The sequence below is a fragment of the Flavobacterium sp. IB48 genome (genome assembly GCF_016405855.1).
Classification (GTDB): domain Bacteria; phylum Bacteroidota; class Bacteroidia; order Flavobacteriales; family Flavobacteriaceae; genus Flavobacterium; species Flavobacterium ginsengisoli.
On record NZ_JAEFCA010000009.1, the window covers coordinates 78,415 to 101,832 of the forward strand.

22 protein-coding genes are annotated in these 23,418 nt (G+C 32.4%); 11 read left to right on the forward strand and 11 right to left on the reverse strand.

Annotated elements, in window-relative coordinates; all coding sequences use genetic code 11:
• Nucleotides 1-130: 130 nt before the first annotated feature.
• Nucleotides 131-1,030, reverse strand: a complete 900-nt coding sequence (locus tag JC605_RS20970; protein ID WP_198858053.1) for a carbohydrate kinase — start codon at nt 1,028-1,030, stop codon at nt 131-133.
• Nucleotides 1,031-1,361: 331 nt separating this feature from the next.
• Here JC605_RS20970 and JC605_RS20975 point away from each other — a divergent pair, with 331 nt between their 5' ends.
• The 4 genes from JC605_RS20975 (at nt 1,362) to JC605_RS20990 (ending at nt 6,798) form a co-directional block, all read left to right on the forward strand.
• Complete coding sequence (locus JC605_RS20975) at nt 1,362-1,934, forward strand: hypothetical protein (protein ID WP_198858054.1); 573 nt, start codon at nt 1,362-1,364, stop codon at nt 1,932-1,934.
• A 141-nt stretch (nt 1,935-2,075) separates the two neighbouring features.
• Nucleotides 2,076-4,457 carry a TonB-dependent receptor gene (locus tag JC605_RS20980; RefSeq protein WP_198858055.1) on the forward strand — a complete coding sequence of 794 codons (2,382 nt, stop codon included), beginning with the start codon at nt 2,076-2,078 and terminating at the stop codon, nt 4,455-4,457.
• A gap of 55 nt (nt 4,458-4,512) precedes the next feature.
• A complete protein-coding gene (locus JC605_RS20985; protein ID WP_233074187.1) occupies nt 4,513-5,613 on the forward strand; it encodes a PepSY domain-containing protein in 1,101 nt (366 codons plus the stop codon).
• A gap of 453 nt (nt 5,614-6,066) precedes the next feature.
• Nucleotides 6,067-6,798 (forward strand): hypothetical protein, encoded by a 732-nt coding sequence (locus tag JC605_RS20990; RefSeq protein WP_198858056.1) that lies wholly within the window; start codon nt 6,067-6,069, stop codon nt 6,796-6,798.
• A 75-nt stretch (nt 6,799-6,873) separates the two neighbouring features.
• On the opposite strand, the gene JC605_RS20995 is transcribed toward JC605_RS20990, so the two are convergent.
• On the reverse strand, nt 6,874-7,683 hold the full coding sequence (locus JC605_RS20995) for an SDR family NAD(P)-dependent oxidoreductase (RefSeq protein ID WP_198858057.1): 810 nt from the start codon (nt 7,681-7,683) through the stop codon (nt 6,874-6,876).
• Nucleotides 7,684-7,752: 69 nt separating this feature from the next.
• On the reverse strand, nt 7,753-8,340 hold the full coding sequence (locus JC605_RS21000; RefSeq protein WP_198858058.1) for a TetR/AcrR family transcriptional regulator: 588 nt from the start codon (nt 8,338-8,340) through the stop codon (nt 7,753-7,755).
• Between the two features lie 262 nt (nt 8,341-8,602).
• On the opposite strand from JC605_RS21000, the gene JC605_RS21005 reads away from it, so the two are divergent.
• Nucleotides 8,603-9,097 (forward strand): hypothetical protein, encoded by a 495-nt coding sequence (locus JC605_RS21005; RefSeq protein ID WP_198858059.1) that lies wholly within the window; start codon nt 8,603-8,605, stop codon nt 9,095-9,097.
• A gap of 102 nt (nt 9,098-9,199) precedes the next feature.
• On the opposite strand, the gene JC605_RS21010 is transcribed toward JC605_RS21005, so the two are convergent.
• Nucleotides 9,200-11,587 (reverse strand): outer membrane beta-barrel family protein, encoded by a 2,388-nt coding sequence (locus JC605_RS21010; protein ID WP_198858060.1) that lies wholly within the window; start codon nt 11,585-11,587, stop codon nt 9,200-9,202.
• Between the two features lie 141 nt (nt 11,588-11,728).
• Here JC605_RS21010 and JC605_RS21015 point away from each other — a divergent pair, with 141 nt between their 5' ends.
• The 4 genes from JC605_RS21015 (at nt 11,729) to JC605_RS21030 (ending at nt 14,490) form a co-directional block, all read left to right on the forward strand.
• Nucleotides 11,729-12,751 carry a sensor histidine kinase gene (locus JC605_RS21015; protein ID WP_198858061.1) on the forward strand — a complete coding sequence of 341 codons (1,023 nt, stop codon included), beginning with the start codon at nt 11,729-11,731 and terminating at the stop codon, nt 12,749-12,751.
• Nucleotides 12,748-13,446 carry a LytTR family DNA-binding domain-containing protein gene (locus JC605_RS21020; RefSeq protein ID WP_198858062.1) on the forward strand — a complete coding sequence of 233 codons (699 nt, stop codon included), beginning with the start codon at nt 12,748-12,750 and terminating at the stop codon, nt 13,444-13,446. Before JC605_RS21015 ends, JC605_RS21020 begins: the two co-directional genes overlap by 4 nt.
• A gap of 46 nt (nt 13,447-13,492) precedes the next feature.
• A complete protein-coding gene (locus JC605_RS21025; protein ID WP_198858063.1) occupies nt 13,493-13,861 on the forward strand; it encodes a hypothetical protein in 369 nt (122 codons plus the stop codon).
• Between the two features lie 128 nt (nt 13,862-13,989).
• On the forward strand, nt 13,990-14,490 hold the full coding sequence (locus tag JC605_RS21030; protein WP_198858064.1) for a GNAT family N-acetyltransferase: 501 nt from the start codon (nt 13,990-13,992) through the stop codon (nt 14,488-14,490).
• 212 nt (nt 14,491-14,702) lie between these two features.
• Here JC605_RS21030 and JC605_RS21035 read toward each other — a convergent pair whose 3' ends face one another.
• The 3 genes from JC605_RS21035 to JC605_RS21045 form a co-directional block, all read right to left on the reverse strand.
• Complete coding sequence (locus tag JC605_RS21035; RefSeq protein ID WP_198858065.1) at nt 14,703-15,188, reverse strand: DUF1772 domain-containing protein; 486 nt, start codon at nt 15,186-15,188, stop codon at nt 14,703-14,705.
• Between the two features lie 5 nt (nt 15,189-15,193).
• A complete protein-coding gene (locus JC605_RS21040) occupies nt 15,194-15,820 on the reverse strand; it encodes an NAD(P)-dependent oxidoreductase (RefSeq protein ID WP_198858066.1) in 627 nt (208 codons plus the stop codon).
• Between the two features lie 78 nt (nt 15,821-15,898).
• Nucleotides 15,899-16,669 carry an AraC family transcriptional regulator gene (locus JC605_RS21045; protein WP_198858067.1) on the reverse strand — a complete coding sequence of 257 codons (771 nt, stop codon included), beginning with the start codon at nt 16,667-16,669 and terminating at the stop codon, nt 15,899-15,901.
• Nucleotides 16,670-16,905: 236 nt separating this feature from the next.
• On the opposite strand from JC605_RS21045, the gene aspT reads away from it, so the two are divergent.
• Both aspT and JC605_RS21055 read left to right on the forward strand, forming a co-directional pair.
• Complete coding sequence (gene aspT, locus JC605_RS21050; protein ID WP_198858068.1) at nt 16,906-18,582, forward strand: aspartate-alanine antiporter; 1,677 nt, start codon at nt 16,906-16,908, stop codon at nt 18,580-18,582.
• Nucleotides 18,583-18,972: 390 nt separating this feature from the next.
• A complete protein-coding gene (locus JC605_RS21055) occupies nt 18,973-19,905 on the forward strand; it encodes a T9SS type A sorting domain-containing protein (protein WP_198858069.1) in 933 nt (310 codons plus the stop codon).
• Nucleotides 19,906-19,999: 94 nt separating this feature from the next.
• Here JC605_RS21055 and JC605_RS21060 read toward each other — a convergent pair whose 3' ends face one another.
• From JC605_RS21060 to JC605_RS21075, 4 genes are read right to left on the reverse strand one after another with little or no spacing between them, the layout of a single operon-like run.
• A complete protein-coding gene (locus tag JC605_RS21060; protein ID WP_198858070.1) occupies nt 20,000-20,446 on the reverse strand; it encodes a CopD family protein in 447 nt (148 codons plus the stop codon).
• 20 nt (nt 20,447-20,466) lie between these two features.
• Nucleotides 20,467-21,183 (reverse strand): anaerobic ribonucleoside-triphosphate reductase activating protein, encoded by a 717-nt coding sequence (locus JC605_RS21065; protein WP_370569082.1) that lies wholly within the window; start codon nt 21,181-21,183, stop codon nt 20,467-20,469.
• A complete protein-coding gene (nrdD, locus tag JC605_RS23855; RefSeq protein ID WP_198858071.1) occupies nt 21,137-21,304 on the reverse strand; it encodes an anaerobic ribonucleoside-triphosphate reductase in 168 nt (55 codons plus the stop codon). The genes JC605_RS21065 and nrdD overlap by 47 nt, the downstream gene beginning before the upstream one ends.
• Nucleotides 21,285-23,408: a ribonucleoside triphosphate reductase gene (locus JC605_RS21075; protein WP_198858072.1), complete on the reverse strand. Its 2,124-nt coding sequence runs from the start codon at nt 23,406-23,408 to the stop codon at nt 21,285-21,287. Before JC605_RS21075 ends, nrdD begins: the two co-directional genes overlap by 20 nt.
• Between the last annotated feature and the right edge of the window lie 10 nt (nt 23,409-23,418).

Sequence of the window (23,418 nt, forward strand, 5' to 3'; positions counted from 1 at the left end):
TTACTGCGCTCCTCTTGATTAGGACGAAATAATTCCATTTTAAATTTACATATTTCCCATGTTTGGAAGAAAAATAGAATGTTATAACTATAAAAAAGGCCTGATGTTTAGAATCAGGCTTTTCAAATTTTTAATTTTTATTAATTAAATTTTCTATGTCAAATATTGAAATTTTAGGATTTCCACCAGTTGAACCAGCGACTAAGGCTCCTGTTGCGCAGGCAAAATTTAAAGCTGCTTGTGGTTCTTTTCCGTTTAGAAGCGAAGTGATCAAAGCTCCCAAGAAAGAATCTCCAGCGCCAACCGTGTCTTCAACTTTTATCGTGTAACCTTCATTTTCATAAAGATGTTTGTCCCATAAAAGCAAGGCTCCATCTTTTCCTCTTGTAACACAAATTGCTGTGGCATTGGTTAAAGAACAGATGAAATTCATATTTTCTTCTAAAGTATTGTAAGGAGAATCTAAAGCCGCGCTGATTTCCATTAGCTCTTCATCATTAAATTTGATAAAATTAGCCGATTGCATTAAGTGCTGCAGAATTTCGTAATCATAATGCGGTTTTCGAAGATTAACATCAAAAACTTTATAAGTGTGCGTGTTGAGTAATTCGTCTAAAGCTTCTCTAGAGACTTCATCTCTGCAAACCAAACTTCCGTAGATTAAAACATCTGAGTTTATGACTAATTCTCTTGCTTCTTCGTTTAAAACAATCTTGTCCCAAGCAGAAGGATAAATAATTTCATAAGTCGCAGATTTACTTTCGTCTAATGTTACATTTACCAATCCTGTAGGGAAATCGTCAGATTTTAGAATAGTTTTGGTTTCAAGGCCTAATTTGTTGACTTCATCTATAATTGCTTCTCCATCTTCATCATTTCCTACACAGCTAATCATATTAGAATCAACACCCAGTGCTTTCATGCGAAGCGCTACATTTAAAGGCGCTCCGCCAATTTTTTTTTCATTACCAAAAATATCCCAAAGTACTTCTCCGAAAGCTACAGCTTTTAGTTTTTTGTTGTTGCTCATTTTGTTTTTCTCTTATTTTAAAACATTAAATCAAGTGATTAGAGTTTCACACGATTTCATAAAAATAAAAAAGAATAACGGTTTCTGCAACCCAAATCTAAAAATCATAACAATCTGTTCATTTTAAAAAGTCTAAATTTTTAACTTATATTTGTTGAATAGGTAGTCTTTTTTTTATGAAAACAGAACTTATAAGAAGGTAAAAAGGGTTAAAACGGTATTTTCTTATAATTTTATAAAAGTTACTTCTAAATGAATTTAAAGCGGATCAAAATTGTACTATAACGGTTTGCTAATAAAATTTTACTTTCAAAAACTATTTAAAATTTAAATGAAATTATTTTACAAAGTTGAAGACAAGGAGCTTCTCAAAGTTAGAAATGAAATTTTTAAAGAAGTCGGAATTCCTTCTTTATTAAAAAATGGTTTTGAGCTTTCTCCATTTAAAACTTCATGGCACGGGCAATATGATCGAAACAGCCGCGGCTATACTTATGATTTTAGCAGATTATCTTCAGAAAATTATTTAGAACAACTTTCTGTCAGTATAATTAATGGCGAAAAGTGGATTCAAATTCATTTGAATATTTATGAGCTTAGTCCTGCTTTAAATTCATTATCACTTTTAAAGGATTTTGATGGTTTAGAATTTGGAACTCCAGACAAGATTTCAACTAAAATGAGATTAAGAAGTGACGAATACAAAGGTCCTCCATTATTCTATATGCTTTTTTTACCAGAACATAAACTTGGGAAATTTTATTCTAAAAGTGATTATAAAAGCGAAGTCGCTAAACTTTCGAAATTGATTCAATCTGATATGCAAAACATAAATGTCTTTGTAGAAAAATGGCATAAAATGTTTGTTCCAAAGAAAACTGATTGGGAAGGTAATCTTCTATAATCATAGCTCTTTTTAAGACGCGAGAAATCTCATTGTTTGTTTTTAATTATTTTTTAAGAAAGTTTTAATCTTTTCCTAAGAAGTCAGTTCTCATTTATATATTTGTAACCAGTCTAAATAAGGATAAATTATAAATTTTATATGAAAACAATTTTTAAAACACTTAAAAACAATGTTTTATCTCAAGTGTTTACAGCCTTTTTGATTCTTTTTTCATGCTCAGAAACGGCTTTTTCTCAATCGACTGTTGGTTCAATTTCTGGTAAGGCTCTTCTTAAAGACGGAAATTATTTACAAGGTGCAACGGTTAAAATTTCAGAATTAAATAAAACGACAACAACGGATTCTGATGGTACGTATCAATTAAAAAATATCCCTTTCGGAACTTATTTCATAGAAATAAAATTGAATGGATACGAATCTTCTCCAGCTTCGGTTATTGTTGATCAGAATAACACAGAAGTTACTCTAGATTTTGAGATGGCTTATACTTCGCAAAAATTAGAAGAGGTAATTGTAAGTTCTGGAGGAAACCGATTTGCAAGAAAGGAAAGTGAAGAAGTTTCTAAAATGAAACTGAAAAACATGGAAAATCCTCAGGTTTATACAATTGTAAGCAAGGAGCTAATGAAAGAGCAGGTAATTACAGACTATAATAGTGCTTTTAAAAACGTTCCTGGAGCTGGTATTTCTGAAGTGAGAAATCAAGGAAGAACAACTAATATTTCTAGAGGTTTTGCAACGCCTCAGTTAGTTAGAAATGGGGTTGGAAGTTTTACCTATAATACAATTGATCCATCCAATTTAGAGCGCATTGAAGTCATAAAAGGACCATCGGCAACTTTGTTTGGAAGTACGATTTCTTCTTTTGGCGGATTGTTCAATAGAGTTACCAAAAAGCCTTTTAATTTCTTTAAAGGAGAAGTGTCGTATTCGGCTGGAGATTGGGATTTGAATCGTTTAACGGCCGATATTAACACGCCTCTTAACGAAGATAAAACGGCTCTTTTTAGAATTAATACGGCCTTGCATAGCGAAAGAAGCTTTCAAGATGCAGGATTTAACAAAAGTTTTTTCATCGCGCCAAGTTTCTCTTATGAAGTTAGTGATAGATTGACTTTATTAATCGATGCCGAATTTAGTGTTTCTAAAGGAACATCTCCAACAAGATTAACGCCTTATACAAAAGCGGATGCAACTGCCCACAGCATCGAAGAATTAGGAATTCCGTACAATCTTTCTTTTGCTAATAATACTGTAAATTATACGGGGCAGCAATATAATATTTTTGCTCAATTGAAATATAAAATTTCAGACGAATGGACTTCACAAACTATTGTTTCGCGAACAAGATCTTCATCTGAAGGATATGTTGTGGCTTTGACTATGTTAAGCAATGAAACATTGAGACAGCAAGTTACCAATCAAGATTATCCTTATTACGGTACAGATATTCAGCAAAACTTTAACGGAGATTTTAAAATCGGAAAATTGCGTAATAGAGTTGTGGCAGGTTTAGATTTTTACAGTCTTCGTGCAACACGTAATGATGCAACGGTAAACATGCCAGCACTTAATTTTAGAAAACCAGGAGATGCATATAACAATTTCACAATCAATAAAATAGAGCCTTTGTTTGCTAATGCGACGTACACTAATATGGTTTCAAATGATGAAAGAACTTATAGTGCTTATGTTTCTGATGTTTTGAATGTTACTGATAGATTGTTGGTAATGGGAGGTGTTAGAGCTGATCGTTATATCAATAAAGGAGTATATTATCCGAGCCGTGATTCTATTGCTGGGAATTACAATCAGACGGCATTTTCTCCTAGATTGGGAGCTGTTTACCAAGTGGTTAAAGATAAGGTTTCTGTTTTCGGAAACTACATGAACGGATTTAATAATGTGGGAGGATCTGATTTTAATGGAAATACTTTTAAACCAAATCAGGCAAATCAATTAGAAGGTGGAGTTAAATTTGACTTTAATAAAATTAGCGCAACTTTCAGTTATTACGACATCAAAGTTACAAACGTAACTCGTGACGATCCAGATCACGTAAACTTTCAGATTCAAGACGGAACGCAATTGAGTAAAGGTTTTGAAGCAGAATTGATCGCTAATCCTATTAAAGGTTTAAATATTGTTGCGGGTTATACTTATAATGATAGTGAATATACAAAAGCAAATCCAAGCATTAATGGCTTAAGACCTACAACTGCTGGTTCGCCTACAACGGCAAACCTTTGGGCAAGTTATAGATTAACCGAAGGAGCGGCTTCTGGTCTTGGATTTGGTTTTGGTGGAATTTATGGAAGCGAGTATTATCAAACGAATACAACGACTTTCAAATTCAGTATTCCGTCTTATACCGTTTTGGATGCTTCTGTATTTTATGACAGACCAAAATTTAGATTAGGATTAAAAGTCGACAATCTTACGAATGAGAAATACTGGTCATATCGTTTAGCAGCTCAAAACCCAACAAGAGTTACAGGAAATATTACGTTTAAATTCTAAGAATACAATTCGTCATTTAAAATGATATTTCTACATTTGGATTTTATTGCAAATTATGACCAAAGGTTTTAAAAATACTATCAGACAAATACATTTGTGGCTCGGTTTAGCATCGGGCCTCATTGTTTTTATAGTGAGCATCACTGGATTTCTTTATGTTTTTGAAGAAGAAATTCGTGATTTTGCCAACAAAGAATATCTGCACGTTCCCGTTCAGGAAAAGCCATTTATAGGTTTAAAAACTATAATTGAGAACTATGAAAAACTGGAACCAAAGCAGAAAATCACAGCTTTAAAAATAAATAAGGAAGAACCAAATTCTGCAGTTGAAATTTCGACAAAAAAGAAAAAGACGTATTATTTCAATCCATACGATGGAACTTTAATCAATCAGCAAGGAGCAGATTGGTTGAATACTGTACTAGAAATACATCGTACTTTGTTGTTGGGAGAAGTTGGTGAATTTATTCAAGGTTGGGCAGTGGTAATTTTTATCATTATGCTCATAACGGGATTAATTTTATGGTTTCCAAACCAAAGACGCTTGCTTAAGCAATCTTTAAAAATAAAGTGGAGCGGTTCATTCAAAAGAGTCAATTTTGATTTGCACCAAGTTTTAGGATTTTATGCTTCGATATTTCTGCTTTTAATTGCCTTTTCTGGAACGTATTTCAAATATGATACGGTTAAAAAAGGAGTTAGTTTAGTAACGGGAACCAAACTTAGAAAAGGAGATGAAGTGGTTTCTAACGCTAAAATTGATTCGACTACAATTCCTGTTCGATATAATAACATTTACGAAAGTGCAAATGCGAAATATCCAGGTGCAACTTCTGTTTCATTTTCAATTAGAAAAACAGGAGAATTGCGATTAAGAATGACGTATCCAAATGATTGGGCAAGAAATCAAAATACGCTTTTCTTTGATGGAAAAACAGGGCAGTTGCTTAGAGCTAAATTATACAAAGACAATAACGCTGCTGATATTTATGAAGCAAGTAATCATGACTTGCATACAGGAGTTTTCTTTGGACTTACAGGAAAAATAATCTGGAGTTTGGTCAGTTTGATTGGAGCTTCATTGCCTATAACTGGATTTATAATTTGGTGGAGGAAAGGGAAGAAGAAGTCTAAGAAGAAAAAGGTTCAAGCATAAAAAAAATCATATAAAATTTAGAAAGCGCAAAATCAGATGCATTTTGCGCTTTTTATTTTTGGATAAATATAGCTCTGTGTTCCGTAGGAACATCTGGTCGGTAGAACTAAATTGTTGTCATTGTTTTACGTTCCGTAGGAACATTTGGTTTTATCATTTTTATGGAGGTGTACATCAAACGTTCCTGATGGAACGTGAATGCGTTGTCGTTTTTTTTCTACCAATCAAACATTCCTACGGAATGATAATCCAATTTTAAATCATTTTTTGTTTGGTTATATTTTGAAATATTAAATCCGACTTTTGTTCGATTTTTATATTAAACTAATTGGCAGATTTAATTTTACTACAAATTTTTCCTAACTCATTACAAAATCTGAATTTTCACTTTTTATTTTAAGAAAATTTAGATTTTGCTGTATTAAATTTGGTCGAAAAGCAAAAATTAAGACCATGCAGATTAGTTCAATTTCAGGCTCATTTTGGGAAAATAAAAAGAAAAGTTCACTTTGGGACCGGTTATTCAGAAGAAATAAAACCGTAACTAAAGCCCTTACTACACCAGAGATTATTGGCAAAAACTGCCAAGGTTTACTGCTGAAAAACGAAATCATAAAATCATTTCTTTTTTCTACAGATATGGCACTTATCGAAAATAATGATGCCGATGCAATTCTAGCAGTTTATCCGTTTCCGCCGTCTCCAAAAATAATCAAAACCTTGATAGATTTTGCAGGAAAACCTGTTGTTTGCGGTGTTGGAGGCGGAACAACAAAAGGCAAAAAATCTGTAGAAATGGCCATCTATGCTGAACAAGCGGGTGCATCGGGAATTATTGTAAATATTCCGTTTGAGAATAAAGATGTCAAAAAAATAAGAGAGAAAGTTTCTATTCCAATTATCGCTACTGTAACTTCATCTGATCATGATTTTCTGAAAGGAAAGATAGAAGCAGGAGTAAATGTTTTTCATGTTTCTGGAGGAGCAAACACAGCTAAAATTGTGAAAGAGATTAGAGCTAAATTTCCCGATTTTCCAGTAATGGCTACAGGCGGAAAAAGTCTCAACAGTATTGAAGAATCTATAGATTCGGGTTCTAGAGCAATCGTACTTTCGCCACCGTCAAATAAAGATTTATTCAAAACAGTGATGGTTAAATATCGAAATACGTTTGGCAATTTTTGATTTAACGATTTAGTAAATAAAATAAGAAAGACAATCATGCTAGATTGTCTTTCTTATTTTAAAATTGAAAATCAATTAACCATGTGCTTCAACTGAAACATGATTCCATTTTTCCCAGCTTTCCAATTTTTGATCATAGCTTTGTTTTACAAACGGAAATGCCACTTTTCCAAGTAACAAACGTAAAGGTGGATTTTCGTTTTCTACTAATTTTACCACTATTGGAGCAGTTGCTTCGACTTTGCCAAAAATGTTTTCTCTTTCAGCCAGAGCCTTTTTGATTTCGTCATAATATGGCAAACTTTCGCTGGTAATTCCAGTATGCCAGATATTAGACTCATATCCGTTTGGTTCCAATAAAGTAACATTAATTCCGAATTGTTTTACCTCAGATGCCAATGTTTCGCTTAAACCTTCAATAGCAAATTTAGAAGCGCTGTAAAGTCCCATTCCTGTTGGTAAAGTGGCTAATCCTAAAATAGAAGAAACTTGAATAATATGACCACTTTTTTGTTCTCTCATAATTGGAATAACAGCTTGTGTTAACCATAATGTCCCGAAGAAATTGGTTTCAAATTGTTCTCTAGCTTCTTGTTCGTTTGCTTCTTCAACCGCGCCCGTAAGTGCATAACCCGCATTGTTAATCAAAACATCGATTCTTCCAAAATGCTGTTTTGCTTTTTGAACTACTTCTAGAGATTCTAAACGATTGTTTACGTCTAATTTTAAAGGTAAAATTGCGTTTCCGTATTTTTCTTTTAAATCGTTTAACGTTTCTAGATTTCTTGCTGTTGCAGCAACGTTGTATCCTTTAGCTAAGAAAGCTTCGGTCCAAGCTCTTCCAAATCCTTTTGAAGCTCCTGTAATTAAAATTGTTTTTGACATGGTATTTGTTTTTTATAATTAATTAAAAATTTATTTATGACCAATCGGTCATTTTTATAGTAAAAAAAATTATATCAATTTTTCAGATATAATTTTTTTAAGTGTTTTTTCTATTGTTTTCATGTTATCATTGTTGCCAGACACTCGAGACATTAAATGTCCTCCTTCAAGCATGGCAAAAAGTGTAATGGCAAATTCTGATGCATTCCAATCAGAATGAAATTCTTTATCGGCAATTCCTTTTTCTATAATCGAAGTTAAAAGCACTTGTCCGCGTTTGATGGCAGCGTTTACTTTTTCTTTCACAATCGGATTTGTGTCGTCTGCTTCGGTTCCAAAGTTTAGTAAAGGACATCCGCCAATTACGGGTGGATTGATTGGGTTGCTAAAAAAATCGATATAAGCAAAAAGCTGATCTTTGGCACTTTGTCCTTGTCTAAGTGCAGTTTCCAGTTTAGAACTTAATATTTTCATATTATGATCTACAGCGGCGCAGGCCAAAACATCTTTGTTTTCAAAATGTACATACATACTTCCTTTAGACAATTTCGTAGCCTCCATAATATCGCTCATAGAAGTAGCTGCAATTCCTTTTGTATTAAAAATAGGAGCGGCTTTTTCTATAATAAATTGTCTGGTTTCTTCACCTTTTGTCATGATGGATTGTATTTAACGATGCAAATATATGACCGATTGGTCATAAAAACAAGTTAATAATGATTTTTTTATGTATTTGATTGTTTTTTAAAGAGATAAAACAGCTTATGATGTGTTTGAAATTTAGGGATTGTAACTATTTATTCTATTTAAAAAGCATAAGCTTTTAAGAAATTTTTATTTTAAATTATATTTGCTTGAGGAAGTATAAAGTTAAAAATATTTATAAAAGATTAATTGTAAACAAAAGTACAATAGAAGAATGAAAGAGGTTTATAAGATAGCAAAATGTTTATTAATAACATTTATTATTATTTCTTGCAACAACAAAAAAGAAGAGAATTCCGATAAAGGTTTTAAAGAGAATTTATATAAAAATAAAATTTTGTTTTCCAGTTTTCCTGATACTGTAAAAGTAAATAAAGTGATTGATGGCAACCTTCAATACGATGTGAGTAATTTTGATTCTAATATAACAAGCAGTAGATTCTTGGAGCTATTATTATCAACCAGTATAAATAAAGAACTAGCCAATTATAATGAAATTCAAAAAAATATTTTGTTATCGTATGTTGATTCATTAAACACGGGCAAATTCAAATTTAAAGCTGTTTTTGAAAAAAAAGGCAAACAAATGCTAAATATAGCTATACGAGATTATAAATTTCTAAAACCAAATAAAAATACGCCTCCCGATAAAATGGTATTGAGAACTAGTGACTGCTTGTTTTCTAAAGAAGTATATGTAATTGAGTAAAAGATTAATTTATGATGTAAAGATTATTTAGAGAAAAATATACTATTAAAGATTCACTTAATAAAACTGCGCAAATCTCTCGAATTGCGCAATATTTATTTCTTAATTTGCACGATTCCTTTCCTCTTCATTTCCAAAGTTTCTTTCGTTAGTTTTTACACTTTGATTTCCAAACTTATAACTCAAAGCAATTTTAAAAGCTCTAGAATCTCTGTAGTTTTCCATCGTATTTTTAATTCCGTTTGAATAATAAGAAATTAAAGGTTTTTGTGCGTTCAATAAATCTTCTCCAGTTAAAGTGATTGAAAGATTCTTTTTTAAAGCCAAAAACTTGACAGAAACATCTAAAATATTTAAAGTCGAAATATTAAAAACTTGATAACGTCCTGGTAATTGCAAACCATAATTTAAACCAAAGAAAAGAGTTTTAGATTGATTTACTGTAAAATCGTTATTGCTATAAATATAACCGTTGTAACCGTCTACAGAAGCAATTAAATTGGTTCTAGATTTTACGTTTTGATAGTTTAAATTGAACCCCATAAAGCTATTCCACCAAGAATATTTATTGAAATTGTAGTATGTTGAAAGACCGATTTGGTAAGTATCAGCGTAATTGATTGGTGTACTTTTGGTAATATTCGTTTCAGGATCAATAATTGCTAATTCTTGTCCGAAATTAGAAACCTGAGAAAAATAGATTGTATTTACCCATTTTTGATTTCGGATATAAGAAAACTCAAAATTATCTATAATAGAAGGTTTTAAGAACGGATTTCCTTGAGAATAGTAAAAGGGACTAGTTCTAATAACAAACGGATTCAAGTAATCAAAATCAGGTCGGCGGATTCTTCGGCTGTAATTTAAAGAATACGAGTTGTTATCGTTTGCATTGTAGGTAACGTAAGCCGTTGGAAACAATTTGATATAATTGTTTTTGTTAGTTTGGTTTAGATTTTCAGAATAGCCTTCTGTTTGTGTAGCTTCTGTTCTTAAGCCGATTTGCGTTTCCCATTTTTCGTTTAATTTTTTGTTTGCAGAGAAATAGATTGCTTCATTGTATTCTTTGTATGTGAATATATTAGAATAATTGGTGTCCAGAATCAGAGTTCCAGTTTCGTTGTCAAAAACAGTCAAATTGTTTTTAGTATTAGTATAAAATCCTTTTCCTCCAAAACTAATATTTGCCCAAGAATAAGGAAGTGAAATGTCAATTTTTGCCGAATAATTTTTCAATCGGTTTAAGTTAGAATTGATTGCAGCAAAGTAAGTTTCGGGAATATTTTCATTTTGGTTGTCTATTTCATTTCCTGAAAATGTACGAGAATCGTCTTTTTGATAATTGAAATAATCCAAATCAACCGTAATATTTTTGCCTTCATTATTTAAGCTAAAAACGTTATTCCAATTTATAGAATTCATTTTCGGTTTGTTCTGTGCATTTACATCAGATAATATATAAGAATTGATTTCTCCAGAAGTATTGTAACGAGTTGTCAGCGGATTATTTACTGCATTTCTATCATTAAAACTTCCTAAATATTTTACTCCAGACGTCCATTTTTCAGTCAGTTTATAATCGGCACCAAAACCAATGCTCAATATATCCGTTTTTGATTTGGTTTTAAGATCATGTTTCCAAAGCTCATTTGGATAATAAATTCGATTATCAGAAGTGGTGCGAAATTGATCTGTTCCTTTATTGATTGAAGCCTGAAGCGACAATTTATTATAATTGTAGATAAATAATCCGTTTATGTTTCCGCTTGCGTAACTTCTTTGTACATAAGTAGAGCCAAGATTTGCAGTCCAAGAATTCGCTTTAGCAGTTTTCAGTTTAATATTGATTAAACCGCTGTTTCCTTCTGCTTCATATTTTGCTGGAGGCGTTGTAATTACTTCGATGCTTTTTATGTTATCAGCAGGAATGGATCTAAGAAATGCAACGAGATCTTCCTGTATCATTTTGTTCAAACGATCATCAATCATAACCAAAACTTCTCCTTTTCCAACAATAGAAATGGTTTCGTTCTGAACTCGTACTGTTGGCGTAGATTTTAAAGCATCCAAAGCTGTTCCGCCAGTTGCAACAACAGAATTTTCGACATTAAAAACCAATCGATCTACTTTTTGTTCTACCAGTTTTTTTCTTGATTTTATAGTTACGCCGTCTAATTGCACTAATTCTTTCACTTCAATTATTCCTAAATCAAGATCTTGATTTACGATTATTTCTTTGTTGCTGAATTCGGTTCCAAATTTTTCTATAATTAATCTATAACTCCCTTTTTCAGGATTTAAAATAAAGTTACCTAAACTATCAGTTAAAGCTTGTAGATGTAAAGTTTTGTCTCCTTTTAATAAAGATGCCGTTACAAATTCCAGCGGCGTTTTATTCTGATTGATGATTTTTCCTTTTACTGAAAATTGTTGTGCGAATACGTTAATTTGAAATAGAAATAAAATTGATACTAAAATGATTCTGTTCATGGTTTTGAATTTAATTACAGGACAAAACTGTTAGAATTAAAACCTAAAAACCACTTTTATCGACAAACCCATTCGATTAATCTGCAAACCCGTTAAAATGCTTTTTACTGAATGTATATCTTTGTTTTAAAAATATACCGAATGTATAAAGGAACCATTACCAAAAGGCTCGAATGTCTAATTCATATTATTTATTGGCTTTTAATTTCATATTTCACTTTCGTGAAAAATCCGATTGGAGCACGATTTTCTGTACCAGATCTATTTCTTTGCACTTATTTTATTGTTTTCATTATTACGTTTTATTTTCATTATTTGATCGTAATGAAAAAGGTTTTCAAAGCTTTCAATTGGAAAAGGCTTTTTGCGGGAGTTTTCGTTTCATATCTCATTTTTACTTTTCTAAGATTTGTTTTAGAGCAAATCATAACCAAACTTTTGTTTGATAGAGTAAATTATACCAACGTTAATTTTCTGAGTTATATGCTCGATAATTTGCATTATAGTAGTATGGCAATTATTTTGAGTTCGTTTCTTTGGTTCGTGATTTATTCGATTCGTCTTTTAGAATACAACAAGATCATTGTGGAAGAAAATAAGAATACCGAAATCAAATTTTTGAAAGCTCAGATTAATCCACACTTTGTATTTAATACTTTAAATAATATTTACTCAATGGTTTATTTTCAGTCAGATAAGTCATTAATGGCAATTGATAAATTAAGTAAAATTATGCGTTTTACCACTTACGAATCGCAGAAAGAAAAGATTAAATTAGCAGATGAAGTTGAGTATATAAAAGCATATATTGAGCTCGAAGAATTGAGGCATCAAGAGAATCTTTTGGTTGATTTTAATGTCGAAATCAAAAATGAGTTGGAAGAAATTCCGCCGTATATTTTATCGCCTTTGGTCGAAAATGCTTTAAAGCACGGAGAAGTTTCAGACTCAGAACCAATAGAAATTCAGCTAAAAGTTTCATCTGAAAAATTGATTTTTAAAGTGAAGAATAAAATTGGAACACAGAAAAAAGATAGTTTAGGCGGAATTGGTTTAGATAATTTGCAAAAGCGTTTACAGATTCATTATCCCGAAAAGCACCAAATTAAAATCACCAAAGAAGAAAACCATTTTACAGCAGAACTTGAAATAGATTTAAAATGAATAAAAAAATAAACTGCATTATTCTGGATGACGAACCTTTTGCTGTAAAATTAATTGCCGATTACGCTTCTAAAATCTCAAGGCTAAATGTTTTGTATGCAGATAGTGATGTCTTTAAAGCGATTGAAGTTTTAAATACAGAATCGGTCGATTTGATTTTTATTGATATCCAGATGCCACAATTGACTGGAATCGAATTGATGCAGATGTTCAATCAGAAGTATAATTTCATTATTACATCAGCTTATCCGCAATATGCCTTAGAAGCTTTTCAGTTTCATGTGATTGATTATTTATTAAAACCGATTACGTTTAATCGTTTTTATCAAAGTGTAGAAAAGTTCATTCGTTGGCAGGAAACTTTTCAAACTCCTGAAAAAGAGGGAGATGATTATCTATTTGTAAAAGCTGACCGAAAGCATTATAAAATTGCTCTAAACGATATTTTATATATTGAAGGATTACGAGATTATATTCGTATTCATACCAATGACGAAAAGATAATGGCATTGGAGAATATGAAAGATATTTTGGCGAAGCTTCCATCAAATCAATTTATTCGAATTCATCGATCGTATATTATTCCAAAGAATAAAATAAAGGTAATAGATGGAAACCAAATTGTAATGAAAAGCGGTAATGCTTTGCCAATAGGAGAGACGTATAGGAAATTAGTTAGTGAGTGGTTGATGTAAGTTTAGAATGTTTTATAAATAGAAAATTAAAGTAAACTAAAAAGAAATGAAGAAGTTGGAATTGTATTGGAAAGACTTTAATATCGGATCGATTGTTGAAACCAATTGGGATATGAGAAGCTCTGGTAATATTTCGTTTAAATTTGATTATTTGGCTGAACTATCTGAAAATAAACATTTAGCTGACTTTATAAAATTCTCTATAAAAGATAGCATTTTATTAGATGAAGGAGTTCAGGATGATGATTTGATTTTTGCTCAAGCGGAAGAGGAAAAAAAATTTCTTGATTTAATAGTTGATACTACTACAGATTGGTATATTCTCGATGAGAAAGGCGAGAAAAGCATAATTCTTTGTCCAATATTTCATGAGGACGATCAGATAACATGGATGAAAGATTCGGACTATTTTTAATTTTGTTTTATTCCCTTGCGTCGATCAGTGCTTTTTGTGATTGGAAATTTTCGATATATTTACAAAAGAGAAATCCTGTTACTAATTTTAGATGACAGATTCTAATTCATTTATATTAATAGTACCAAATGCATATTATCTATCAAAGCTCCAAAATAATTATACGCGAATTTTTGCCTGAGGAAAAACAGACATTCTTAGATCTTTTTGAAGATAATCAAGTGACGCAATATCTTCCTAATACTTCACCTGAAAGATATATCGAAATGTTTAGCGAACTGCTAGAAAATTATAAAAACAAAAATCTCAGCCGTTGGGCTATATTTGACCCTACCGATAATAGTTTTATAGGAATGTGTGTTGCCCGTATTTTTGTACACAATACAGATCAGATAGAGATAGGGTATGTGCTTAGTAGGGAATACTGGGGAAAAGGTATTGCTACAGAAGTATGCAGCGCTATAACGCAGTATTGTTTTGAAAATACAAATACAAATGAAGTGGTCGCTATAACAGATCTTGAGAACACTGGATCGCAAAATGTGTTGCAAAAAGTCGGGTTTAAGCGATTAAGCAATCTGATAAGAAATCAGGAGGAACTTGCTTATTTTAAAATAGAGAGATTATAATTTTATTTATGATGGTATTAAAACTTTAATTTGGTCCAAATGACTTTATAAAAGTATTTATTAAGATGTTGAATCGAATTCTGTCTCATCGAGGTAAATAGAATAAAGAAAAGCCTGAGATTATATAGTCTCAGGCTTTTCTTTATGCTTGGAAAATCTTTTCGTATTTTTTCGTTTTTAGAAAGTCATATTGCTTTTAGTTGCAGTCCTCTTTATTTGTTTTCTCGAATACAGGTTAAAATCACAATTAGCAAACTTAATATTGATGCAACTGTTCTTATGTTGTTCCAAAAATTCCAACGTCTTTCAAATATATTTCGCATTTGCTTTGCTGCTATTTCTGTAGAACTTGAAATGTCGAAAACTTCTAATTTGTTGTTCAGCGGAACGTTTACAAAAGCCGTTACCAGAAAAACACCTAATAAATACATTAGCGTTGCGGTAATCAAAAATATAAATGAGTTTTGATTGTAACGTGAAATACAGGCAATAACAAGCATTATTAAAGCACCAAAAAAGCAAGTGAAAAATAATGGATTTTGAATTTCTTTATTTATGTGCTGCATAGCGCTAAGAAATTCTTTATCGCTCAATTTTCCTAAACCTAACGTAACAGAAACAGAGTAGGAAAAGAAAAGACCAGCCATTAAAGCAGTAAAAGTTGCCGCAATAACAAGTATGATGTCAGTCAGTTTCATAGCCATTAATTAGAAATACTAACCGCTTTTTTCAAATACTCTTTTGCTAAAACCTGTTGCAGCATGAAGTTCGCAACATCTGCGCGGGAAATTTTCAAATTGAGCCCTTTAAGATTCCCATCAAACCCAATTTTAAATTGGTTGGTAATTTCTCCATCCGTGAAAGCACTTGGTCTTACAATGGAATAATCCAAATCGCTGTTTAAAATATAGTGCTCCTGTAATTTATGATCTGCAAAAGCTTTTTTTAGCAACATTCCAAACATGATGTGTTTCCAGACAAAATTTAGGTTTGCGTAACTTTCGCCCATTCCTAATGTAGTTTGGCAGATCAATCTTTTTATTCCGGTATTTTCCATTGCTTCAATAATTGTTTTGGTTCCCGCGGCTCTGATTGTTCCTGTTCTACCATCACCTAAGGCGCACAAGACCGCATCTTGATTTTTTATTGCATTTTCTACTTGCTTGGCATTTAATACGTCTCCTTTATAAAGTATTAAATTGGTGTTGACTACATGTTGCATTTTTTCAGGATTACGAACAAAGGCTGTAACTTGGTGGCCTTGTGCTATTGCCTGTTTTACGAGTTCTTGACCTACTGTTCCTGTTGCTCCAAAAATTATAATTTTCATTTTATATCATTTTTTAAGTTAATGATACAAAGGTGCAACAGGGACTTTTTAGAAAATAGAATAAAAACGACAGTACGGCTATTTACTGAATTTTTTTGGTGTTTTGCCTGTGAATGCTTTAAATACTTTGATGAAATGCGATTGATCTGCAAAGCCATTTTCGTAAACGATGTCAGTCAATTTTGTATAATTCTTTATGGATAATTGTTCCAATGAAGCTTGAAATTGCAATATTTGCGCAAACTGTTTGGGTGAGAGTCCAGTTTCTTTTAAAAATCTCCTTTCAAAAGTTCGCAGATTGATCTTTTGCTTCTCAGCAATGGCACGAATAGGGACTTGTCCTTTTGCATCTATAATTTCTGCAATTGCCTGACGTATTTCTAGATCGAGATTTTGTTTTTTGGTTTCAAAATAATGTAAAAGCAGATTAGAAATAATGTCAATTTTTTCGTTTACCGTTTTGCATAAAATCAATTCCAGATTAAGCGCTGTAATTTTGTTGTCTGCATTGTCCAAATAATAGCAATTGTCATTTATGCTTTGTGGAAGAATACCAAAGAAGGTTTGCAGCACAAAAGGATACAGCTGAAAAACGAGAATAGAGTAAGATCCTGAAATTTCTAGCACAATTGGATTGATGGTTTGTCCGTAAACAAAAATTTCTGGCATTTTCTTATCATGAGGTTTTACCGTCAATCCATTTTCGGACTGATGAAACATCAAACCAGGAAAACCATCTGCAAAAAATGGCAAACTCGTTGTAGCTTTGTTCTCTTCGCTTTCAAATACCCAAATATTTTTTACAAAAAGCGAAATAGATTTATCTGGTATTATGGTTTGAGAATTCATTTTTGTCTTTGTAACAAGGGTTTTGTAGAATAATCGCTTGAATTTTTCATGCTAGAAATGGTTTGCATTTATGTTTATTCCAAATTAGCTCACTATCAAAAATAGCCATTTAGATTTAATTTTGTCATTGTTACTTTTCTGTTTACTAAACTGTGATTATAATTAATTATTTGTAAATAATTGAAATATAGTATGTTGGTTGCTTTTTTTGCTTAAATTTATATAAAAAAAGTAATATGGCTACAGCTATACTTAGAGAACATCCTGAACTGGCACTTTTTTTATGCTTGGCTCTTGGGTTTTTAATCGGGCGTATTAAAATAGGTACATTTAAAATTGGTGTAGTATTAGGGACTTTATTTGCTGGAGTGCTAATTGGCCAATTGGATATTGATATTCCCGATATTGTAAAAACTATTTTCTTTGACTTTTTCCTGTTTTCGACAGGATATAAAGTTGGTCCGCAATTTTTTCAAGGTTTTAAAAAGAATGCATTTCCGCAATTATTACTCACTTTGGTGATTTGTTTGTCGTGTTTATTAGTGGCATATTCTGTCTCCACTTTTTTAGGTTATGATATAGGGACAGCAGCTGGATTATTGGCAGGAGCGTTTTCTGAATCTACCGTGATTGGAACAGCTTCAGATGCTATCAGCCACTTAAATCTTGCCGATGCAGAAAAAAGCCGATTAATCAATAATATTCCCGTGGCCTATTCTGTAACTTATCTCGTAGGAGCAGCGTCTTTTGTTTTCTTTCTAACCGGAATTGCTCCAAAACTGCTTGGTATTAATTTAGTTGAAGAAAGCGATAAACTGGCTGAAACTATTTCAGGTGAAACTGAGTATGGTCCAGGAATGAAAAGCGCTTATCAGAGATGGATTATTCGAGCCTATAGAATAACCAACGAGAAATGGATAGGAATCAGTATAAGCGAGTTTGAAAGATTAATATCTAACAAGAATATTGTGATCCAAAGGATACGCCATAAACATCAATTGCTAGACCCGAAACCTGATACTATAATTTATAAAGATGATGTTTTGGTTATTATGGGACAGCACGGAATCATTTTAGACAGTCTCTTTTCTATTGGTCCAGAAATCTTGGATGAGGATTTATTAAACTTCCCATTAGCGCATTTAGATGTTACAATAACCAATAAAGCAATTGAAGGAATAACAGTAAAAGCTCTTCGAAAAGCCAGTTTTTATCATGGACTAATGCTAAACAAAATAACGAGAGAGAATCATGAAATACCACTTGAATCGAGAACAGTTTTAAATAGAGGTGATATTTTAAATCTTTCAGGTAGACCTGCAAAATTGGAAGAAGCAGCGAAAGAAATAGGTTATCTGGATCGTTTAACTCCAGAGACCGATATCATTTTTGTCGGTTTAGGTATTGTTCTTGGCGGACTTTTAGGTTTGCTTTCGGTAACATTATTTGGAGTTTCGGTAACTTTAACAACAAGCGGTGGTGCGTTGGTAATGGGATTAATTTTTGGTTGGCTACATTCAAGAACTCCAGTTTTTGGAAAAATTCCAGAACCCGCTTTGTGGATATTTGACAACGTTGGACTTGCAGCGTTTATTGGTCTTGTTGGTCTTGCAGCCGGTCCAAGTTTTATTTCAGGTCTTAAAGAAACCGGTTTTGGTATTTTGCTTGCCGGTGTAGCAGTTGCTTTAATCCCGCATATCATAGGAATGTATTTTGGAAGATATGTATTAAAAATAAACCCTCTAATCTTACTTGGCGCGCAAACAGGTGCAGGTACCTCAACAATCGGATTAAAAGCTGTTCAAGATGCAGCAGGAAGCAAGTTTCCAGTTTTAGGCTATACCATTCCGTACGCATTAGCTAATATATTATTGACCGCTTTTGGACCAATACTTGTTGGTATGATGTCTTGATGATACTAAATCAAATGTAACATCTCTATATTTAAAACTTATCTTAAACAGCCTTCAGGCTGTTTTTTTATGATTTATAATAACCTTTTTTAAGCTGGACTAAATAGTATAAGCGATTGATGTAGACGCTTTGTTTTCATGAAGTAGAACAATATGTTAAAAGATGAAAAAAGTTAATTGTTTACGGGAAAACGTACAAAAATGTTGTTTTATTGAATTATTTTCGTACATATATGCTGTTTGAAGAAAATATAATCTATCGTTGATTGACCCGAAGAATATTGTTTTATCTATTTAACCAAGTTGCTTAATTATTATAAATTTTGGTCGGAATAACTGAAACAGCGACCCTAAACTGACTGAAAGTAGGTAAATATAAACTAAATTATTATGAAAAATTTTACTTTTTTAATTGTTTTTTTATTTCTCGCAGTATTTAACGCAAATAGTCAAGCCACATCAAGCGGCTCAACGTTAACTATTAGCAATGTGGCAGGCACCGTTATTTACTATGAACATAATATAAATTTAGCTGGTGGGTATATAAATAGTTCTGGAGCTGGAGCACCATTAAACACTCCTATTAAAATTAAAATTTCGTCAGCTGGAACTAGCATTAATCCCTATTTTGTAACTGGTGAGTTAAATGGTGAATGTGATAGCTACTTAGCTGGTAGTATGAATGCTACAAATACCGAATTTATTACTACTTTAAATAACTGTTGCAACTCTGTAGCTGAAGGATTTGCAAATGGATTGCGTTTCGAAATTCCTATAAAATGTACTACTCCTGTTCAAGGCAGCTGTATTACGTATAATTTTTCTTCTGTTTGCAATCTATATTGCGCATCATTTTATTTACAAACAAATAATGCCATATGCAAAACAAAAAATTACACTGCACAAATAGGATTTACAGATGGCACTTCAACAACAATTACTATCAATTTTAATGCAAACAATACTGTTTTTTGCTTTGTTAAACCTATCAGCGGTATTTTATCATCTTCTTTTGCTGGCTGTAACGCATGTAATTCAGGTCCAAGTCCTGAAAGGATAGCTGCAACTGCCGACGAAACAGAATCTGAAAGTAAGTACGAGATTATTGTTTCTCCTAATCCAACAACATCTGTATTAAACTTTACAGGTAAAAACTTAGGAAAATATGTTATTTCTTTATTTGATTCTGAAGGTAGAGTTTTAATTAAAGATGCTAAGATCAGCTCTGAAATTAATGTTGAGAAATTTATTAAAGGAATATACGTTTATGTCATTACGGATCAAAATGGTTTTAAACAAGAAGGAAAAATTATCAAAGATTAATTTTTAGATAGTTAATTGATTTATAGTAATAAGCATAGAAAAACAGCCTAACGGCTGTTTTTTTAGTTGTATTTGATTTAAGATTTTAGTTACTTTAAATTCCGCCATAACGCAACGTTGATCCCAAAACTAGCATTGCAACACCAATTGAAGTAACAGTTAATATAATGACAGCCATTTTGTTGATATTATTAGGTTTAAGTTTTGGAATAATGAAAAATTGTGCACAAACCGCACAAAAGAAAGTGCAGAAAAGCAAAATCAGTTTTATTGAAACTACCTTTTCAAATCCGCTAGAAAAGTGAAACCAGGTTTCGGCTTTAATTCCAAAATCATACGCCATCCAGATTCCAGTTATAATAAGTAAAGCAAGAGAAGACATTCCGAGTTTTTCATACTTTTTTTCGAAATTTAAAATAATCTTAGGGTCTTTTTTCTTCAATGCTGTTGGAAGGTAGCAAATAGCTAAAAGCAAATGACCGCCAACCCAGATTGTGGCTGCCAAAAGATGAAGTATTAATACAAAATGATGCAAAGTCATAACGTGTTCATTTTGAGTTGTCAATCTCTAAAAATAACTTTTATTTTTGGAGTTGAGAAGTTTTTTAGTTGTATTTCTTTATTTGAATGGTCTAGTTTTGAAAGTGTTGGCACATTATTCATAAAGTGTTGCACATAATAGTTTCCTTCAAAATGCTTAGATTCTAGATATTTTATCATATTCACAAAATCATTCTTTGTAATTAAAGAAGAATGAAAAGTAGTGCGAACTTCAAATGGAATATTTGACTGAATTAAAATAGAAAGGCTTTCTTCAAATTCAGAAAATAAGCCTGATTGCGTTAGGTGTTTAAAGGTATGAGGAAGACTTTTGAAATCTAACGCGACATAATCAATTAATTGATCATGAATCAGGCTATTCAATATTTTTGGGTTGGAACCGTTGGTGTCTATTTTCACCGCAAATCCCATTGTTTTGATTTCTTTTATAAAATCAACTATTTTTTTATGTAAAGTACATTCGCCACCGCTTAATACTACGCCGTCTAATAATCCTTTTCGAGTTTTTAGGAAGGAAAGAACAGAATCAAAATCTATTTTTCCTTTTCCTAAAACAATATCAGGATTATAGCAGTATAAACACCGCATGTTACAGCCTGCAAACCACACAATGCAGGCCGTTTTATGCGGATAATCTAATAAAGTAAAAGGCGTGAGGCTAAATATTCCTTTAATAGATAATGGTTTCTTCGAAATGTGTACGCTGTTGGTGTTCACCTTTTTTTCCAATATTAAAACTTTCTACAGGTCTGTGATATCCCATTACACGTGTGTAAACCAAACATTTACTTCTTTGCGATTTATTTTCTTCTAGAATCTTACGCGTTTTCGTTTTCATAAGCCAAGTGTTTTTGATTGTTTTTATTGAGTAAAATTTCGTCGCATTTTGGACAATATTCATGTTCTCCGTTTAAATAGCCATGAATAGGGCAGATGCTGAAAATTGGTGTTACGGTTATATAGGGCAGTTTAAAGTTGGTGAGAACTTTTTTAACGAAGTTTTTACAAGCTTCTGGACTGCTTATTTTTTCTCTCATATAAAGATGCAAAACTGTACCTCCAGTATATTTGCATTGTAATTCATCTTGAAGCAATAAAGCCTCAAAAGGATCGTCGGTATGATCGACTGGAATTTGTGAACTATTGGTATAGTATATATTTTCATTTTGTCCCGCTTGCAGAATTTCTGGAAAACGTTTTTTGTCTTCTTTTGCAAAACGATACGTTGTTCCTTCTGCTGGAGTTGCTTCTAGATTATAAAGGTTTCCTGTTTCTTCCTGAAATTCTTTCATTCTCAGTCGAATATGATCTAGAATTTCTGTCGCGAAATGTATTCCTGAAGTATCAGTTATATTTTGTTTTCCTTCAGAAAAATTAATAACCATTTCGTTCATTCCGTTTACGCCAATTGTAGAAAAGTGATTTCTAAAATGTTTTAAATAGCGCTGTGTGTACGGATAAAGTCCGCGGTCGTACATTTGCAGGATAAAGATTCTTTTCTTTTCTAAAGTCGATTTAGCTATTTGAAGCAATTCATCTAAGTGTTCAAATAAAGTAATGATGTTTCCTTTATGCAAATATCCAAGACGCGCCATGTTAATGGTTACCACGCCAATACTTCCCGTCATTTCGGCACTTCCAAAGAGACCGTTTCCACGTTTTAGCAATTCTCTTAAATCGAGCTGTAAACGACAGCACATACTGCGTACCGCATTTGGTTTATAAGCTTCTGGATTTTCGATTCGGTTTCCATTTTCATCCAAAAGATATTGACTTCCAATAAAATTCTGGAAATAAGATGAACCAATTTTTGCTGTGTTTTCAAAAAGCAAATCGACATTTTCTCCATTCCAGTCAAAATCTTCAGTGATGTTTACTGTTGGAATAGGGAATGTAAACGGCTGTCCGTTTGCATCACCTTCTGTCATAATGGTATAATAGGCTTTATTGATGAGATTCATTTCTTTTTGAAAATCAGCATATTTCAGATCTATCAGTTTTGAAACGCCTCTGTTTTTAGCTTGCAAAATCAGATTTTCATCAGTAACCTTTAAAAATAAATGTTCGTCATTTCGGGTCGGAATCTGTTCTTTTAGATCTTCTGGCACATTCCAATCCAAAGTAATATTTGTAAAAGGCGATTGACCCCAGCGCGCCGGCACATTTAGATTGTAAACAAAACTTCTAATTCCTTTTAAAACTTCATCATAAGAAAGCTGATCTTTAAAAACATAAGGAGCCAAATAGGTATCAAATGAACTGAAAGCTTGAGCGCCTGCCCATTCGCTTTGCAGAATTCCTAAGAAATTGGCCATTTGCCCTAATGCTTCTCTAAAATGAGAAGGAGGTCTGCTCTCGACACGGCCGCGCACGCCATTAAAACCTTCATTTAACAGCACACGCAAGCTCCAACCAGCGCAGTATCCGGTAAGACAATCCAAATCATGGATGTGTATGTCGCCATTCCTATGAGCAGAACCTTCTTCTTTATTGTATATTTTATCCAGCCAATAATTAGCGATTACTTTTCCAGCGGTATTACTGACTAGTCCCGCGTTTGAATACGAAATATTCGCATTAGCATTAATTCGCCAATCTGATTGATTAATGTATTCTTCAACAGTTTGTGTACTGTCTATATAAGTGGTGTCATCGTTTAAACCATTAATATGTTCTCGCTGTAATTTTCTCGTATGGCGATAAATTATAAACGAACGCATGGTTTGGAAATATCCGTTTTCAAAAAGCACTCTTTCAATCATGTCCTGAATTTCTTCTACAGGCCACGAAAACTTTACCTCAAGACCAGAAAGAACAGTTTTGTAAATTCTTTTGTCGACAGGCTGACTGACGCTCTGAAAGGCTTTTTGAATGGCATCCTGAATTTTATAAGCTTCAAAAGGCTTATAATCTCCATTGCGTTTTATTACATATTTTTCCATGGTTTCGTTT